At 74.4% G+C, this 16,071-nt stretch carries 15 protein-coding genes; 10 read left to right on the top strand and 5 right to left on the bottom strand.

The window, feature by feature from the left end:
- Nucleotides 1-65: 65 nt before the first annotated feature.
- From ACF07N_RS01460 to ACF07N_RS01450, 3 genes are all read left to right on the top strand, one after another.
- On the top strand, nucleotides 66-1,001 hold the full coding sequence (locus ACF07N_RS01460; protein WP_392106937.1) for a M56 family metallopeptidase: 936 nt from the start codon (nucleotides 66-68) through the stop codon (nucleotides 999-1,001).
- Between the two features lie 131 nt (nucleotides 1,002-1,132).
- Nucleotides 1,133-1,828, top strand: coding sequence for a phosphatase PAP2 family protein (locus ACF07N_RS01455; RefSeq protein ID WP_392106934.1), 696 nt, complete (start codon nucleotides 1,133-1,135; stop codon nucleotides 1,826-1,828).
- 249 nt (nucleotides 1,829-2,077) lie between these two features.
- The gene (locus tag ACF07N_RS01450; RefSeq protein ID WP_392106931.1) at nucleotides 2,078-2,824 is read left to right on the top strand and encodes a TetR/AcrR family transcriptional regulator; all 747 of its coding nucleotides are present in this window, start codon (nucleotides 2,078-2,080) and stop codon (nucleotides 2,822-2,824) included.
- Between the two features lie 124 nt (nucleotides 2,825-2,948).
- Here ACF07N_RS01450 and ACF07N_RS01445 read toward each other — a convergent pair whose 3' ends face one another.
- Nucleotides 2,949-3,407, bottom strand: coding sequence for a DUF6214 family protein (locus ACF07N_RS01445; RefSeq protein WP_383328819.1), 459 nt, complete (start codon nucleotides 3,405-3,407; stop codon nucleotides 2,949-2,951).
- A 157-nt stretch (nucleotides 3,408-3,564) separates the two neighbouring features.
- On the bottom strand, nucleotides 3,565-3,915 hold the full coding sequence (locus tag ACF07N_RS01440) for an ArsR/SmtB family transcription factor (protein WP_392106928.1): 351 nt from the start codon (nucleotides 3,913-3,915) through the stop codon (nucleotides 3,565-3,567).
- Between the two features lie 118 nt (nucleotides 3,916-4,033).
- Between ACF07N_RS01440 and ACF07N_RS01435 the strand changes: the two genes are divergently transcribed.
- A complete protein-coding gene (locus ACF07N_RS01435; protein ID WP_392108725.1) occupies nucleotides 4,034-5,113 on the top strand; it encodes an NADH:flavin oxidoreductase/NADH oxidase in 1,080 nt (359 codons plus the stop codon).
- Nucleotides 5,114-5,135: 22 nt separating this feature from the next.
- Here the strand turns inward: ACF07N_RS01435 and ACF07N_RS01430 are convergent, their stop codons facing one another.
- Entirely contained in the window at nucleotides 5,136-6,407 is a 1,272-nt protein-coding gene (locus ACF07N_RS01430; RefSeq protein WP_392108723.1) for a PHB depolymerase family esterase, read from the bottom strand.
- Nucleotides 6,408-6,804: 397 nt separating this feature from the next.
- On the opposite strand from ACF07N_RS01430, the gene ACF07N_RS01425 reads away from it, so the two are divergent.
- A complete protein-coding gene (locus ACF07N_RS01425; protein ID WP_392106925.1) occupies nucleotides 6,805-7,593 on the top strand; it encodes a pectate lyase in 789 nt (262 codons plus the stop codon).
- Nucleotides 7,594-7,665: 72 nt separating this feature from the next.
- Here the strand turns inward: ACF07N_RS01425 and ACF07N_RS01420 are convergent, their stop codons facing one another.
- Nucleotides 7,666-8,424, bottom strand: a complete 759-nt coding sequence (locus ACF07N_RS01420; RefSeq protein WP_392106923.1) for a PaaX family transcriptional regulator C-terminal domain-containing protein — start codon at nucleotides 8,422-8,424, stop codon at nucleotides 7,666-7,668.
- A gap of 76 nt (nucleotides 8,425-8,500) precedes the next feature.
- Between ACF07N_RS01420 and ACF07N_RS01415 the strand changes: the two genes are divergently transcribed.
- From ACF07N_RS01415 to ACF07N_RS01400, 4 genes are all read left to right on the top strand, one after another.
- Nucleotides 8,501-10,216: a DNA alkylation response protein gene (locus ACF07N_RS01415; protein WP_392106918.1), complete on the top strand. Its 1,716-nt coding sequence runs from the start codon at nucleotides 8,501-8,503 to the stop codon at nucleotides 10,214-10,216.
- 68 nt (nucleotides 10,217-10,284) lie between these two features.
- Nucleotides 10,285-12,294 carry a HEAT repeat domain-containing protein gene (locus ACF07N_RS01410; protein ID WP_392106915.1) on the top strand — a complete coding sequence of 670 codons (2,010 nt, stop codon included), beginning with the start codon at nucleotides 10,285-10,287 and terminating at the stop codon, nucleotides 12,292-12,294.
- A 156-nt stretch (nucleotides 12,295-12,450) separates the two neighbouring features.
- Nucleotides 12,451-13,056 carry a hypothetical protein gene (locus tag ACF07N_RS01405; protein ID WP_392106912.1) on the top strand — a complete coding sequence of 202 codons (606 nt, stop codon included), beginning with the start codon at nucleotides 12,451-12,453 and terminating at the stop codon, nucleotides 13,054-13,056.
- 16 nt (nucleotides 13,057-13,072) lie between these two features.
- Nucleotides 13,073-13,996 carry a hypothetical protein gene (locus ACF07N_RS01400; RefSeq protein WP_392106909.1) on the top strand — a complete coding sequence of 308 codons (924 nt, stop codon included), beginning with the start codon at nucleotides 13,073-13,075 and terminating at the stop codon, nucleotides 13,994-13,996.
- Nucleotides 13,997-14,088: 92 nt separating this feature from the next.
- On the opposite strand, the gene ACF07N_RS01395 is transcribed toward ACF07N_RS01400, so the two are convergent.
- On the bottom strand, nucleotides 14,089-14,673 hold the full coding sequence (locus ACF07N_RS01395) for a hypothetical protein (RefSeq protein WP_392106907.1): 585 nt from the start codon (nucleotides 14,671-14,673) through the stop codon (nucleotides 14,089-14,091).
- A 177-nt stretch (nucleotides 14,674-14,850) separates the two neighbouring features.
- Here ACF07N_RS01395 and ACF07N_RS01390 point away from each other — a divergent pair, with 177 nt between their 5' ends.
- Nucleotides 14,851-16,008: a WD40/YVTN/BNR-like repeat-containing protein gene (locus tag ACF07N_RS01390; protein WP_392106904.1), complete on the top strand. Its 1,158-nt coding sequence runs from the start codon at nucleotides 14,851-14,853 to the stop codon at nucleotides 16,006-16,008.
- The last annotated feature ends 63 nt before the right edge of the window (nucleotides 16,009-16,071 follow it).

Genomic DNA, 16,071 nt, shown 5'->3' with positions numbered 1-16,071 from the left:
TTGTGTGCGTCACTTGCCGCCCGGGGGCGTACCCCTGGGCGAGCCGCGCTCATAGGCTGCGTCCCATGATGCTCCCCGCCGTGCTGTTGCTGCTCGGCGCCCTGACGGCCGTGGCCGGCCCCCGGCTGCTCGCCCGGGCGGACTGGCCGGACCGGGAGCCGGTCGTGGCGCTGTGGATGTGGCAGTGCGTGGTGGCGGCCGTCCTGGTGTGCTGTGCCCTGTCGATGACGTTCAGCGCGGCGGCGGCGTGGCACGCGGTCGGCTGGCACGTCTTCGCCACGGCCCCGAGCGGGGTCGTCGAGGCGTACGCCCTCGGCACGGCGGGCCCCTGGGCGGCCACCACCGCCGTCACGCTGGCCTGCGGGGCGCTGTGGAGCGCGGCGATGCTGGTGCGCGAGATCGGCCGGACCCGGGCCCGGCGGCGCCGCCGTCGCGCGGACCTCTTGGTGCGGGCGCCCCTGCTGCCGGGGGAGGTGGCCGTCTCGGGCCGTCTCACGGTCCTGGAGAGCGAGCGCCCCGACGCCTGGTGGCTGCCCGGCAGCCCGCCCCGACTGGTCGTCACGACGGCCGCGCTGCGCCGTCTGAAGGGCCGGCAACTGGACGCCGTACTGGCTCACGAGCAGGGCCACGCCCGCGCCCGTCACGACTGGCTGCTGAACTGTTCTTCCGCTCTCGCGGGCGGTTTTCCGCAGGTTCCGGTGTTCGCCGCCTTCCGCGACGAGATGCACCGGCTGGTGGAACTCGCCGCGGACGACACGGCGTCGCGCCGTTTCGGCCGGCTGACCACGGCCCTGGCACTGGTGGAACTCAACGAGCACCGGGGCGTGTTCGGGCCGTGCCCCACGCCGCGGGCCCATGTCCCGGCGCGGGTGCACCGGTTGCTCACTCCCCCGGACCGGCTCACCGCGGCCCGCCGCCTGCGGCTCACGGCGGCGGCCGCGGTGGTCCCCGTGGTGCCGGTGCTGGTGGCGTTCGCCCCGGGGCTGCGGGCCCTGGGCTGACGGGGCGGACCCGCCCGTCCCGGGAAAGAGTGGTTCCGCCGGTGCCCGGGAGGGGCGCGGATGAGCCACTCCCGGGCCGAGGACCGCCCACGTAGTGGATCCGGACCCCCCGGTTCGGCGAGGATCGCAGCATGCACTCCCCCACCGTCGATTCCCCGCCCCGTCCGGAGCATCGTGCCGCCGCCGGTCTCGCCGGCGCCCTGGCCGCGTGCTCGATCCTGCTGCTGACCCTCGTCGCGGCCAGATGGAGCCCGTTGATCGAGGCGGACGGGGACGTCTCCCGGACCACCCACCGCTGGGCGGTCGGTGAACCCGGCCTCACCCAGGCCTGCCGCATCCTCACGGACTGGGTGTGGGACCCCTGGACGATGCGGCTGCTCTGCGCGGCCGTCGTGGTCTGGCTGGTGGTCCGGCAGGCGGCGCGCCGGACGGCACTGTGGCTGGCGGTGGCCGTCGCCCTGGGCTCGCTGCTGCAGCAGGGCCTCAAGGCGGCGGTGGACCGCCCTCGCCCGGTGTTTCCCGACCCCGTGGACTCCGCCCACTACGCGGCGTTCCCTTCAGGGCATGCCATGACCGCCACGGTCGTGTGCGGCCTGCTGCTGTGGCTCCTGCACCGGCACGGCGTCAGCCCCGCCGTGTGGCGCACAGCCCTGGCCGTGGCGGTCGTCTCCGTGGTCGGCGTCGGGCTGACCCGCGTCTGGCTCGGCGTGCACTGGCCGTCGGACGTGGTGGGCGGCTGGCTGCTGGGCGCTCTGGTGGTGACCCTGGCCGTGTGGGTGTACGAGCGCCGGGTGCCGGGCGGCCGGAAGGGTTCCGACGCCTCGTAGGGCTCGTCGAGACCGAGTGCGCAGCGGCGGCGCGGGTTTTCGTGAGCTGCACCGCCCCTAGAAGTGGGGCGCGTGCGCGGCCCGCGCGGGAAGTAGCCCGAGGCGACTACATGACCGGATGCTCGTCCGCCTCGGACGATCCCCCGCGTCGCCCGAGGTGGACGGCATCGTCCGGCAGCGGCCACAGCGGGCCGGACCGGACGCCCTGAGTATAGTTGGCTGGCAGCCAGTCAACGCAGGAGTTCCAGCATGTGCCCGCGCAGCGCCTCGGTCAATGAAGAGTTGCGGCGGCGTTCCAAGGAGCGGCTCCTGCAAGCGGCGGTCGAACTCGTCGGGGAGCGCGGCTTCGAGGCGACGACGCTCGGCGACATCGCCGACCGGGCGGGCTCGGCGCGGGGCCTCGTGTCCTATTACTTCCCGGGCAAGCGCCAGCTCGTGCAGTCCGCGGTGCACCGGCTGATGCACCGCACCCTGGAAGAGGCGCTGGAGCGTGCGCCGCGCGCCGAGGACGGCCGGGAGCGGATGGCCCGGGCCATCGACGCGATCCTGGGCCTGGCCCGGGACCGGCCCGTGCTGATGCGGCAGCACATGGCCGGGCTGTTGCAGGCCGAGGGTTTCGTCCCCTGCCCCGAGCAGCGCCGCCTGGCCGAACTGCTCCGGGACACCGTCGCCCGGCACGGGTCGCGGGACGTCGACAGCGACTATCCGATGCTGCGCGCCCTGCTGATGGGCGCGGTGTACGCCGCTCTGGTGCCGGGGGTTCCGATGCCGGTGCCGGTCCTGCGGGCCGAGTTGTTCAAGCGCTACCGGCTGGACTGGGAGCTGGGCACGCCGCCGGAGACCACGCCACCGGGCGGGACGGCCGACTCGGACCTGTCACGGTTCTTCGCGACGGGGGCGGGGGCCGCGCCGGCGGCGGGAACGGGCGTCACGCCTGAGGCGGCGGACGGCGCCGCGGCCACGGCAGCCGCCGACGAGCCCGAGCCCCGGCCGTAACGCCCCGACGTCACGCCCGGAGACACAGCTCAGTCCCCCATCGGCCGGCAGGTCCGCAGCAGGCAGGACAGGACCGCAGGGGCAGCACGGGCGCGGCCGGCCGACGCGGCGCCCGCGGGCCGGCTCACCGCCGGTCCCTGCGGGAGGTCAGGAGGCCGGCGTCGCGGGCCTGCCCGATCAGCCGCAGGGACGTGCGGCGGCTGTGCCCGGTCGCGGACATCACCGCGAGGACCGGGTCGACGCCGTCCCGCTGGGCCGCGCGGTACTCCTGCGCCACCCGCCACCGCCCCTCCGCACCGCGCGGCCAGGCCGGCCGGGCCCGCCGACCCTGCGCTGCGCACCCTCCGGGCGCCGGCCCGGCACCGCACGCGTCGGCCAGCGCCTCCTCGATCCAGTCGGCGAGCACGGTCAGGTCGTCGAGGGAGAGCGCGGGCTGAGCGCGCACCTCCTCCACGCCGACGCGTCCGCCGGCCAGGACGGCCAGCGCGTCGACGCGGGCGCCGTCCGGGAAGGCGACCCGGAACTCGAACCACCGCGTGGCGTCCTCGTTCTCCCGCACTTCCCACGCGGGCCGCACGGACACCGCACCGTCCGCCGGAGAGCGATCAGAAAGATGAAGAAAGGATGCTTCCAGCACATACGGAACGAAACCGCATGATCACATTCCCTACAGATCGGACACGCGCCCCGGCCGGGGCACAGCACCCTGTCAGCGGAGCGCGGCTGGACCGCCGGCCCGTTCAGCCACCCACGCGAACGGCCTGCCGCCCCGCCGCGTCGAGCAGCACGTCCAGCAACCCCGGGAAGAGCTCGTCCAGGTCCTCCCGCCGCAGCCCGTTCATCTTGGCGGTCCCGCGGTACACCTGCCGGATCACCCCACTCTCCCGCAGCACCCGGAAATGGTGCGTGGTGGTCGACTTGGTGACGGGCAGCTCGAAGTCCGAGCAGGACAACTCACCGCTGACGGAGGCGAGTTCCCGCACGATCCGCAGCCGCATCGGATCGGAGAGCGCGTGCAGCACGCCCTCCAGGCGGATCTCGTCCCGCACCGGATGCGGCAGGTCACGACTACTGACGGCGGGGGACGTCACGGCGGGCTCCACTTCCTTCGGGGCTCCCATAGTACGAGACCCATCGTAGTTTGACATCTCCCGTACTACGATGCCTATCGTACGAGTCGACCTGGCCCCGCGACGAATGGAGTCCGCCGTGACCGCGCTCTTCGAGCCCTTCACCCTGCGCGATGTGACGATCCCGAACCGCGTGTGGATGCCCCCGATGTGCCAGTACTCGGCGGCACCTGAGGGCGCGGCGGCCGGTGCCCCCACGGACTGGCACTTCGCGCACTACGCCGCCCGGGCGACCGGCGGCACGGGCCTGATCATCGTCGAGGCCACCGCGGTGTCCCCCGAGGGCCGCATCTCCCCCTACGACCTGGGCATCTGGAACGACACCCAGGTGGAGGCGTTCCGCCGGATCACCCGCTTCCTCACGGAGCAGGGCACCGTCCCGGCCGTCCAGCTGGCCCACGCAGGCCGCAAGGCGTCGACCGACCGCCCCTGGAAGGGCGGAAAGCCGGTCGGCCCGGAGGCCCACGGCTGGAGCTCCGTCGCGCCCAGCCCGATCCCGTTCGACGCCGAGCACCCGGCGCCGGCCGAGCTGACCGTCGCGCAGATCCGCGACGTCGTCGGGCAGTTCGCGGCCGCGGCCCGCCGCGCCCTGGCCGCCGGGTTCGAGATCGCCGAGATCCACGGCGCCCACGGCTACCTGATCAACGAGTTCCTCTCCCCGCACTCCAACCACCGCACCGACGCCTACGGCGGCTCGTACGAGAACCGCACCCGGTTCGCACTCGAGGTCGTCGACGCCGTCCGGGAGGTCTGGCCGGACGACAAGCCGCTGTTCTTCCGCATCTCGGCGACCGACTGGCTCGACGAGGCCGGCTGGACCCCCGACGACACCGTCCGCTTCGCCGCCGAGCTGCGCGCCCACGGCGTCGACCTGCTGGACGTCTCCACCGGCGGCAACGCCTCCGGCGTCCGCATCCCGACCGGCCCGGGCTACCAGGTGCCCTTCGCCGCCCGGGTGAAGAACGAGACGGACCTCGCGGTCGCCGCGGTGGGACTCATCACCGAGGTCGGGCAGGCCGAGAAGATCCTGTCCAACGGCGAGGCGGACGCGGTCCTGCTGGGGCGCGAGCTGCTGCGCAACCCCTCGTGGGCGCGGCACGCGGCGCGTGAACTGGGCGCCGAGGTGCGGGTGCCGGACCAGTACCACCGTTCGGTCTGATCCGGCCCCCCGGCAGGCCGTGTCAACCGGCCGCGCACGCCGTCCCGTTGAGCGTGAACGCGGCCGGTCCGGCGCTGTTGCCGGTGTGGGCGGCCTGGTAGCCGATGCTCACGCTCGCGCCCGGTGCGACGGTGCCGTTGTAGGACGCGTTCACCGCGGTCACCGTGCCGGACGACGGCGTGTACGTGGCGCCCCAGCCGCCCGTGACGGTCTGGCCCGCGGGCAGCGTGAAGCCCAGTCTCCAGCCGTCGATCGCGGTCGTACCGGTGTTGGTGAGGGTCAGGGCAGCGGTCAGGCCGGTGCTCCAGGCGTTCACCGACGCCGTCACCTTGCAGGCGCCCGGCTGTGGTTGCGGGGCCGGGCCCGCGGCGTCCAGACCGAAGAAGGTCAGCACGCGGGACGCCATGCCGTGGGCGTAGAGGTTGTGGCCGACGCCCTGGAGGCTGACGGCCTCCACGGGGGCGCGGTCGCCCGTGCCGCCGTAGCGGGTGCGGGTCCAGCCGGACTGGGGCGTGTCGGTCGCGGCCGGCGTCTGGCTCACCCCGTGCACGTTCGTCCACTGCTTGATCTGCTCGCCGAAGTTGGGGTAGCGCAGGACGTCGTCCTCGGTGCCGTGCCAGATTTGCATGCGCGGGCGGGGGCCGCTGTAGCCGGGGTACGCGCCCCGCACCAGGTCGCCCCACTCCTTCGGCGAGCGGGTGAGCGTGCCCCCCGAACAGGCGCTGTTCCACTCGGAGCCGTCGGCGGTGGCGAAGCAGCCGAAGGGGACGCCCGAGAAGGCGGCACCCGCGGCGAACACGTCCGGGTAGACGCCGAGCAGGACGTTCGTCATCATCGCGCCGGAGGAGATGCCCGTCGCGAACACCCGGGTCCGGTCGGCGTCGTGCGTGCGCAGCACCCAGTCGACCATCGACCTGATGCCGACGGGGTCGCTGCCGCCGTCGCGCCGCAGGGCCTGGGGCGAGGACACGTCGAAACACTTGCTGCTGCGCGTGACCGACGGGTAGAGCACGATGAACCCGTAGCGGTCGGCCAGCGTGTCGTACTCGGTGCCCTGGTACATGTCCGGGCCCGAGCCGGTGCACCAGTGCACGGCGACCACCACCGCCGGGTTCGGCCGCACGCTCTCCGGCACGTACAGGTACATGCGCAGGCTGCTGGGATTGGCGCCGAAGTCCGTGACCTCGGTGAGCGCCGCGGCGGGTACGGCCCTGTCGCGCGCGGCGGCCGCGGGAGCCGTGAGCGCGGCGGCGGCCAGCAGCGGCAGCAGCGCGGCCACGAGCACGAGGAGCAGCGGCCTCGGGGGGCTCTTCGCCGTGGTGCGGGGGGTGGCAGGCACGTCCGGGTCCCTTCGGTGGCGAGCGCGGCGCTTGCGGACGTCGTCCGGCGGTTCGCGGAGGAACGCTCGCATGGTGACATGAACACGCCTGCCATGGAAGCGCTCCCACCTCGCCATCCCGCCGCGGCCGGACCGGCCGAATGTGTTCTGCGCGAGGCGTTGACTAGAAAGCGCTTACCCCCTACGTTCCGTTCAGCAGTGTGACCCGACAGCGGCGTCTCCCCTGCACGAGGAGGTGCCAGCACGCACCACAGCACAACACGAGGAACAGCGTTCATATGTATGACCGGTGCGGCACTGGAACGGTCCGTCACCCCCCCCACCGCACGAAACGGACAGAAGGATTCGGGACATGACTTCTGCGACACGTCCGCGCGCCCGCAGGCGCGCGCTGACCGGCACCCTGGCCACCCTCGGCCTGTCGGTTGGCATGATCATGACTACCCAGGCGCCCGCGGCGAGCGCCGCCACCTGGCCGACGCCGAACGGCAGCCAGGGAACGTCGTCGACCATCTCGGTGTCCGGCACCAAGGACTACGGGATGAAGCGGTACTACGGCACCGGGAACCTGGCCGGTGACGGCCAGGAGGAGGGCCAGGACCCGATCTTCCGGCTCTCGGACGGCGCGGTGCTGAAGAACGTCATCCTCGGCGCCCCGGCGGCCGACGGCATCCACTGTGAGGGCAGCTGCACGCTGCAGAACGTCTGGTGGGAGGACGTCGGCGAGGACGCCGCGACCTTCCGCGGCGGCACCGGCGCCACGTACCACGTGATCGGCGGCGGCGCGAAGAAGGCGGCGGACAAGGTCTTCCAGCACAACGGCGGCGGCACGCTCAACATCTCGAACTTCGCGGTGCAGGAGTTCAAGACGCTCTACCGCTCCTGCGGCGACTGCTCCACGCAGTACACCCGCAAGGTCAACCTCAACACCATCGACGTGACCGGCACGGGCACCACCGCGCGGCTCGTCGGCATCAACGTCAACCGCAACGACGTGGCGACGCTGCGCGGCATCACCATCCGCAACGACGCCGGCCGCAAGGTCGTCCCCTGCCAGAAGTACAACAACAACACCGCTGTCGGCACCGGCCCCGACAGCACCAACTGCCTGTACTCCACCTCGGACATCACCTACAGGTAGTCCGGACGTTCCCCCCACGGTGAAGGCGGCCGTGCGCGGTGTCCCGGCGGGCACCACGCACGGCCGTCCCCGTCATGCGCCGCGCACGCGCGCGTGCACCTCCCCGACCAGCTCCTCCTGGTAGGCGGCGTAGGCGGCGCGCAGGTCCGCGCCGGGCCAGCCGGCGGGCAGCAGCGCCGGGGGCAGGACGGGATCGGCCAGCAGGTGCCGTACGACGGCCGCGTAGGCGGTGAGCCGGTCGGCGGGGCGGGGGGCGGTCGCGATGTGGGCGAGGAGCGCCCGGGCCGTGGCGGACCAGGAGTCCAGTGGCCACAGGGAGGCTGCCAGTTCGGGCGCCGGTGGGCCGGGGCGGGCCGTGTACCGCTGGGCCACCGGGTCCAGGTCGCCGGGGAGGGCGCGCATGAGGTTGGCCGGCCGGAGCCAGACGCCCTCGCGGAGTTCGGCGAGCCGCAGGCCGGCCAGCCGGGTCCGCAGCTCGGCGCGTTCGGCGGGGCCGCGCCCGCTCGCGGTGATCACCACCATCTCCCAGTCGCCGTCCCAGGCGCGCGTACGCGGGCGCACGGCGTCGTCCTGGCGCCGCTGGCGGTGCAGCAGCCGGTCGCTGAGGCGGTAGCCGGCGTCCGTGCGCCGCAGGTCACCGGCGGCGACCATCCGGCTGAGCGCCGCCCGCAGGGTGGACCCGCCCACGCCGAAGCCCTCCACGAGCCGCACCAGCTCCCGCGCCGGCAGCTCGGGGGGATGCGTGCCCAGCAGCAGGCTGAGCACCACCGACCGCGCGGACAGCGGACGCAGGTCGAGCGGGCCGGACCGTGCCGGGTCGTTCGTCGGCATGGTCACGTACTGTACGCGGCCCCGCCCCGATGTTGCACTCTTGCTGCGATCGCAGAGCAGATGCAACACTCGGCGCATGGTCGCGACACCGGACGGACAGCGGGCGCACGACGGACCCGCCACGCACGACGTCACCAACCAGGCCCCGCCCCTCGCCCCCTACGACGCCTCCGACGACCCGGTCCTGCTGGAGGGCCTGCGGCGGGAGGGCGCCGGCTGGGCCGAGGCGGACCTGCGGCGCCTCGGGCGGCGGGCGGGCAGCGTCCAGGCCCATGAGTGGGCCGACCTGGCCAACCGGCACGAGCCGGAGCTGCGCACCCACGACCGGTACGGCAACCGCGTCGACGAGGTCGAGTTCCATCCCGGCTGGCACCACCTGATGCGCGCGGCGATCGCCGAAGGGCTGGCCGGGGCGCCCTGGGCCGACGAGCGGCCCGGCGCCCACGTCGCCCGGACCGCCGGCGGACTGGTGTGGGGTCACACCGAGGCCGGGCACGGCTGCCCGACGTCGATGACGTACGCGGCCGTCCCCGCCCTGCGCCGCCAGCCGGACCTGGCGAAGGTCTACGAACCACTCCTGACGAGCCGGGAGTACGACCCGGAGCTCCGGGTGCCCACCGAGAAGCCGGGCCTGCTGGCCGGCATGGGGATGACCGAGAAGCAGGGTGGCTCCGACGTCCGCACCAACACCACCGCGGCCACGCCCACGGCCGAGCCGGGCGTCTACACGCTGCGCGGGCACAAGTGGTTCACGTCGGCGCCGATGTGCGACGTGTTCCTCGTGCTCGCACAGGCCCCGGGCGGGCTGTCCTGCTTCCTGGTGCCGCGCGTGCTGCCCGACGGGACCCGCAACACGTTCCGCATCCAGCGGCTGAAGGACAAGCTGGGCAACCGGTCCAACGCCTCGTCCGAGCCGGAGTTCGACGGCACCGTCGCCTGGCTGGTCGGCCCCGAGGGGCAGGGCGTGAAGACCATCATCGAGATGGTCAACTGCACGCGTCTCGACTGCGTGATGATGTCGGCCGCGCTGATGCGCAAGACGCTCGTGGAGGCGGGGCACCACGCCCGGCACCGCAGCGCGTTCGGCGCACGGCTCGTGGACCAGCCGCTGATGCGCAATGTTCTGGCCGATCTCGCGCTGGAGTCCGAGGCCGCCACGACGCTCACGCTGCGGCTGGCCGGAGCGGCCGACCGGGCGGTCCGCGGGGACGAGGGCGAGGCCGCGTTCCGCCGGATCGCCACGGCCGTCGGCAAGTACTGGGTGACCAAGCGGGGTCCGGCCTTCACCGCGGAGGCCCTGGAGTGCCTCGGCGGCAACGGCTACGTCGAGGACTCGGGCATGCCCCGGCACTACCGCGAGGCTCCCCTGCTGTCGATCTGGGAGGGCTCCGGGAACGTCAACGCCCTCGACGTGCTGCGGGCCCTCAGCCGCGAACCGGGCACGGCCGAGGCCCTGTTCAGCGAGTTCGCGCTCGCCCGGGGCGCGGACGCGCGGCTGGACGCGGCCGTGGCGCGGCTGAAGGACCGGCTGTCCGCGGCGTCGCCGACGACGGCACGGCGTCTCGTGGAGGAGATGGCGCTGACGCTCCAGGCCTCCCTCCTGGTCCGGCACGCGCCGCCCGCGGTCGCCGACGCGTTCTGCGCGACCCGGCTGGGGGGCGACTGGGGGCACTCCTTCGGGACGCTGCCGGACGCGGCGGACCTCGACGCCCTCGTGGAGCGGGCGCTGCCCGGCCGGGACCGGGTGCCCGTCGGCCAACCCGCACGCGGTTCGCGCACCGTCATCGCCTGATTCCGCTCCGTTGCCGGTGCCGTGGTGCAGACTCCCCCTCAGTTGGCGTCTCGTCCGGGGAGGACACCGTGTTCAGGGGGATCGACGAGGTCGACTGGGCCTCGCTGCGCCATGCGGACGGCAGCGCGGAGGACGTGCCCGGACTCCTGCGGGGACTGGCCTCCGCCGACCCGGCCGAGCGGCAGACCGCGCTGGACGGGATGTACGGCGCCGTGCACCACCGGGGAGACGTCTACGACGCGACCCTCGCCTGTGTTCCGTTCCTCCTGGCGCTCGCCGTCCGCGAGGAGCTGAGGGACCGGGCGGGACTGGTGGAACTGCTGGTCAGCATCGGCGCCGCGGAGGGAGCCACCGCCGATCGCGCGGCCCGGGCCCGGGCCGCGCTGCGGGCGGGGGGCGAGGCGTTCGCGCGGCTGGCCGGCGACCCGGACGCGGGGGTGCGCCGGGCGGTCCTGCCCGCACTCGTGCCGTACGTGGCCCCGCCGGCCCGGGTGCTCTCCTTGCTGCGGCAGCGGATCACCGTGGAGCGGGACGACCGGGTGCTGCCGGGCCTGGCCGAGTCCGTCGGCCTGTTCGCGCGGCGCCATGGGGCCGCCGGCGGTCCCCTGGCGGCGGAGGCGGTGCGCCTGCTGGCCGAGCTGAGCGGACCCCCGTACGGCCCCGGGCTGCGGCTCGCCGCCATCGGCCAGCTCGCCTCCTGTGCACCGGAGAGACTCCCCGCGGACCTCGTGCCGATCGTCGTCCGGCTGCTCAGGGACAGGTCCGGGCAGCGCGCTCGCCCCGGCCGCCCGTACGGCAGCCCTCACGGGGATTCGCTCGCCGTGCGGCTGCGGCGGTTGCGGCCCTCGGACGAGGAGGGCTCCCGGCTCCTGCGGACGGTGCACCACGCCCTCGGGGACCGCGTGGCCGACCGGGTCGCGCTGCTGTGCGGGCAGCTGACCAGCCCGGACCCGCTCGACCGCTGCAACGGCGTGTGGATGACGGCCGGGCTGTTCCGCGAGTGGCGCGGCGCCCACCCGGATCCGGTCGTCCTCGTCGGCACCCAGGTGGGCACGGAGGAGGGACGGTTGCACGACGCGGCGGTGGCCGTCCTGCGGGAGCTCGGCGAGCTGGCCGCGCCCGCCGCCGGCCCGCTGCACGCGCTGCTGTCCCACCGGCCCGAGCTGCGCGTCCGGTACGGGCCGCGGGGCGCCCCGGCCCTGGGCGGCGCCCTGCGGGTGCTGGCCGGAACCGGGGACGCGCGGGCCGTCCCGGTGCTCGCCGAGGTGCTGGCGGGGCCGGTGGTGCCGGACGATCTGGGGTTGGCGATACCGCGTCTGGGCCGGGCCGCCGCCCCGCTCGCCCCGGCGTTACGGCGCCGCCTCGCGCGCGTGCCGCTCGACGGCCCCGGCGCACGCCGGCGGGCCGAGCCCCTGCTGGCCGCGCTCGCGGCCCTGCGGGACACCGCGTCCGTGCCGTCGGTGGTGCGTCTGCTGCGGGGCGTGCCGGACCGGCCGGGGAATCCCGGGGCGGTCGTGGAGGCGGCGGTCCGTGCCCTGGCCGCCTTCGGCGCCGCCGCGCGCGAGGCAGAACCGGAACTGCGCGGACTGCTGGACACCGCCTGCGGCGTCGCCGCAGCGGAGGCGCTGTGGTCCGTCACGGGCGAGCCGGAGGCCGTGGTGCCGGTGCTGCTGCGGGCACTGACGGACACCGGAAGCGGTGGGCACCGGCGCGCGGCGGCCGCGGACGTCCTGGGGCGGATGGGACCGGCGGCCGCTCCGGCCGTACCCGGGCTGCTCCGCCTGACCGGCTCCGAGGACACGGCGGAGCGCGTGGCCGCCGCGTGCGCGGTGTGGCGGACGGGCGGCGAGGCGGAGCGGGTCCTTCCCGTCCTGCGTTCGGCGTGGACGCGGCAGCCGGGCACACGGACGGCGATCGCCGGGTGCGTCGCCGCCCTGGGACCGGCGGGCGCGCCCCTGCACGATCTGCTCCGCGCCGAACTTGCCTCCCCACGGCGGCACTTGGGCGATCGCGCCGGGACCGGCATCCAGGCGGACCTGGTGCTGACACGGGTGTGCCGGGAGGCCCTGGCCGCGTGAGAATCCCGGCGTCGGGTGAGGGGGCGAACGGGACGGTCGGGCGGTCGGTCGGTCGGGCGGGCGGTCGGTCGGGTGGGTGGCCAGATGTGATGCCCCGTCACCCCATGCGTTCTACAGTGCAGGCACACCATCGGGGCACGTTCGGGGGGACCGGGCATGGGGAGCGTCGGGAGGGCCGTTCGCGGGATCGGCGCCCGCGCCCGCGCGTCGGCCGCGGGCGGCGGGAAGGCGGCCGTCCGTCTCGCGGTGGCGGCGACGCTCCTCGCGCTGTGCTCGGGGTGCACGGAGGAGGAGACCGCGTCGGGGATGGAGAAGGCCGCGCTCGTCGAGTGGGGCGGGAAGCGGATCGATTGCTCCGTGCCCGGGCTGGGGGTGGAGCTGCCGCTCACCCCGGTGCGCGCCGACGTCACCGGCGACGGCACGCGCGACCTCATCGCGTCCTTCGAATGCGTGACGGGGAACGCGAGTTCCTTCAGTCACGTCGTCGTCCTGGACGGGGCGTCCCCGGCCGCCGCACCCGAGACGGTCGGGGTCCTGCTGCGCATGCCCGCGTCGAAGGACTACGAGCAGGCGCTCAGGACAGGGGCGAAGATCCGGAAGGTCTCGGTGAAGGGGTCGCGCATCACCATCGTGGCCGACAAGTGGCGCCCCATGGACGCCAAGGCCTGCCCCAGCCTGACGTACGTGCAGGTCTTCACCGTCGGGGAGGCCCGCCTCTCGGCGCGGAAGGCATCGGTGCTGGAGGTGCCGAGATGTCAGTGAGAAACGGGGGCGGCCCATGTCCGTAGCGGGGAACGACAGCACGCGGTCGGAGCCGTCCTCCGGACAGGACGGACGCCCGGGCGGCGAACGCCCCGTACCGTCCCCCGGTGAGGGCACCCCGGAGGCTCCCGGCCCGGGCACGTTCTGGGAGCGGGTGCAGGCGTCGTTCGAGGGCCATCGCCTGGGCGTCCTCGTCGTCGGTGCGACAGCCGTGGTCGGGCTGCTGGGCGCCGGCGCCGCCCTGGTCTTCACCTTCTTCCCCGACCTGCAGCCCAAGCCCGGGAAAGCACCCGACGTGCGGATCGAGAACGTGGCGGTCGGCAGGTCCGAGGAACTGCACGGCCAGGTCGAAGTGGTGCCCGGCGCCCGGCCCGAGAAGCAGGACTTCCCGGCACCCGTCCTGGACGTCCTCCTGGTCAACTCCGGTGAGGACACCGCCTATGTGAAGTCGGCGGAGTTCACCTTCTTCGCCGCTCTCGACATGAACCGGTGCTCGCGCACGGGCGGGGGGAACATCGACCACGTGACGTTCCCGGTGGAGGTCCCGGTCGACGTGAAGCCGGGCGACCGGCTGAAGAGACCCGTGTTCTTCAAGGTGGATCCGCACAAGGGGGAATCGCTGGCCTTCACCCTGGGGCCGGCCGGAGAGGTGGCCTCCGGGTCCTGGCTGTACGGCTTCTCCCTCACGCTAAAGGTGGGGTCCGCGTCCGTGACCGTCCCGAAGTCCGCCGTGTCGAACGTGCCGTTGTGGAAGGACGTGGTGCTGCGGGGGGCCGCCACGCTGGCCGGGAGCGGCTTGCCCGAGGAGGAGCGGGAACGCGACCGGAAGTGTTACGCCGCCACACTGCGCACGGTGCAGCAGGTGCTCGACGACGCGGCCCACGTGCCGGCGGGACTGGAGGAGTTCGCCCTCCAGCTGGAAGCGCTGCTGCAGGCCTGACACGGCATGCCTGGTCCCGGCAGCCCGCGGGACCGGGCCGGCGCCCCCGTACCGGCCGTACGCCCCGTGCTCCGGCGCGGTGCGCCGGTGTCTCAGCCCGCCGTCCGGCCCCACATCGGACCGAAGCGGGACCACTCGACGTCCCACTGGTCGATGCGGCGCCGCTCCAGGCGGTCGCGGACGGCGCGGCCGGCGACGAACGGTACGGCGGCGGCGCCGAGGCCGGCCGCCGTACCGACGAGGCCGGCCCGTACCCGGGCCTGGGCGGCCGTGACGGGCCGGGTCACCTGACGCCCTTCGCGGTCCGTCCACACGGTGACCGGGGTCCCGGCGGCGCTGCCCGCCGGGACCCGGAGCTGCCCCGAGTGGGCGGACCCGTCCGCCGCGGTCCAGTTCGCCCTCGCCCACACCCGGTCGGCGCGGGTCGCGCCGCCGGTCCCGGCGGGCGTGCCGGGTGCCCGTTCGGCGAGCCGTCCCAGGACGGGGCGCCATTCGGCGCGCTCGCGGGCCAGCCCGGCCTCGACCGACCGGCTCACCGTCGTGCCCGCCAGCGTGCCGGTGAGCAGGGTGAGCGTCCACACGCCCAGGACGACCCACGCCTCGATCCTGTCGGCGCGGCGCTTGAGCGGGTTGCGCCGCCAGCGCCACAGCCACACCTGCGGACCACGTAACGCCATCGAAGGCATCCTCCTCACGAGCGCGGGACCATCCGCCGCCCTCCCCATACGCAGAAGGCTCCCTGGATGCTCACCGCACGTACCTCGCGAGGACCGCCCGTGCCCTCCCCCGGCCCCGGGTGACGCCCGCCGACACTGCTGTGACCTGGGCCGACGCGCATGAGGGGGTGAGTGTCAGTGGTGGGGTGCAGACTGGCCGGTGTCCGAGGAGAAGGCGTCGAAGGCGACGCCGCGGAGGTGATCGGCATGACCGAGGTACTGCTCGCCGTGGGCACGCGCAAAGGCCTGTTCATCGGGCGCCGGCGAGGCGGCGGCGCCTGGGAGTTCGACGAGAGTCCCTACTTCAACGCGCAGGCCGTGTACTCGGTCGCCATCGACACCCGCGGCGCGACCCCGCGGCTGCTGGCGGGCGGCGACAGCTCCCACTGGGGCCCGTCGGTGTTCCACTCCGACGACCTCGGCCGGACCTGGACCGAACCGGCCAGCCCGGCCGTCAGGTTCCCCAAGGACACGGGAGCGTCCCTGGAGCGCGTGTGGCAGCTGCACCCGGCCGCCGCCGAGCCGGACGTGGTGTACGCGGGCACGGAACCGGCCGCGCTGTACCGCTCGGCGGACCGCGGGGAGACCTTCGAGCTCGTCCGCCCGCTGTGGGAGCACCCGACGCGGTCGAAGTGGGTGCCGGGCGGCGGCGGTGAGGGACTGCACACGGTGCTCACCGACGCCCGGGACCCGCGGGCGGTGACGGTCGCCGTCTCCACGGCCGGGGTGTTCCGGACCCTGGACGGCGGAGCCAGCTGGACGCCCTCCAACGCGGGCGTCTCCGCGGTGTTCCTGCCCGACCCGAACCCGGAGTTCGGCCAGTGCGTGCACAAGGTCGCCCGGGACGCGGCCGACCCGGACCGGCTCTACCTGCAGAACCACTGGGGCGTGTACCGCAGCGACGACGCGGGCGCGCACTGGACGGACATCGGCGAGGGGCTGCCCTCCACGTTCGGTTTCGCCGCGGCCGCGCACCCGCACCGGGGCGACACGGCGTACGTGTTCCCGATCAACGCCGACGCCGACCGGGTCCCGGCCGACCACCGCTGCCGGGTCTACCGCACTCCGGACGCGGGCAAGAGCTGGGAGCCGCTCTCCGCGGGCCTTCCGCAGGAGGACCACTACGGCACGGTGCTGCGCGACGCGATGTGCACGGACGACGCGGACCCGGCGGGCGTCTACTTCGGCAACCGCAACGGCGAGGTGTTCGCCTCGGCGGACGACGGCGACAGCTGGCGGCAGCTCGCCTCGCACCTGCCGGACGTCCTGTGCGTGCGGGCCGCGGTCGTCGGGTGAGGCGCGGATGAGGCGCGGGGGCGGCGGCGCGGTGGTGCGGTGACGCGGTGGTGCGAGGGTCTC

This window comes from Streptomyces sp. NPDC015242 (genome assembly GCF_043079125.1).
Lineage (GTDB): Bacteria > Actinomycetota > Actinomycetes > Streptomycetales > Streptomycetaceae > Streptomyces.
Note: the sequence above shows the minus strand (reverse complement) of the source record. Positions and strands in the feature narration are given on the sequence as shown.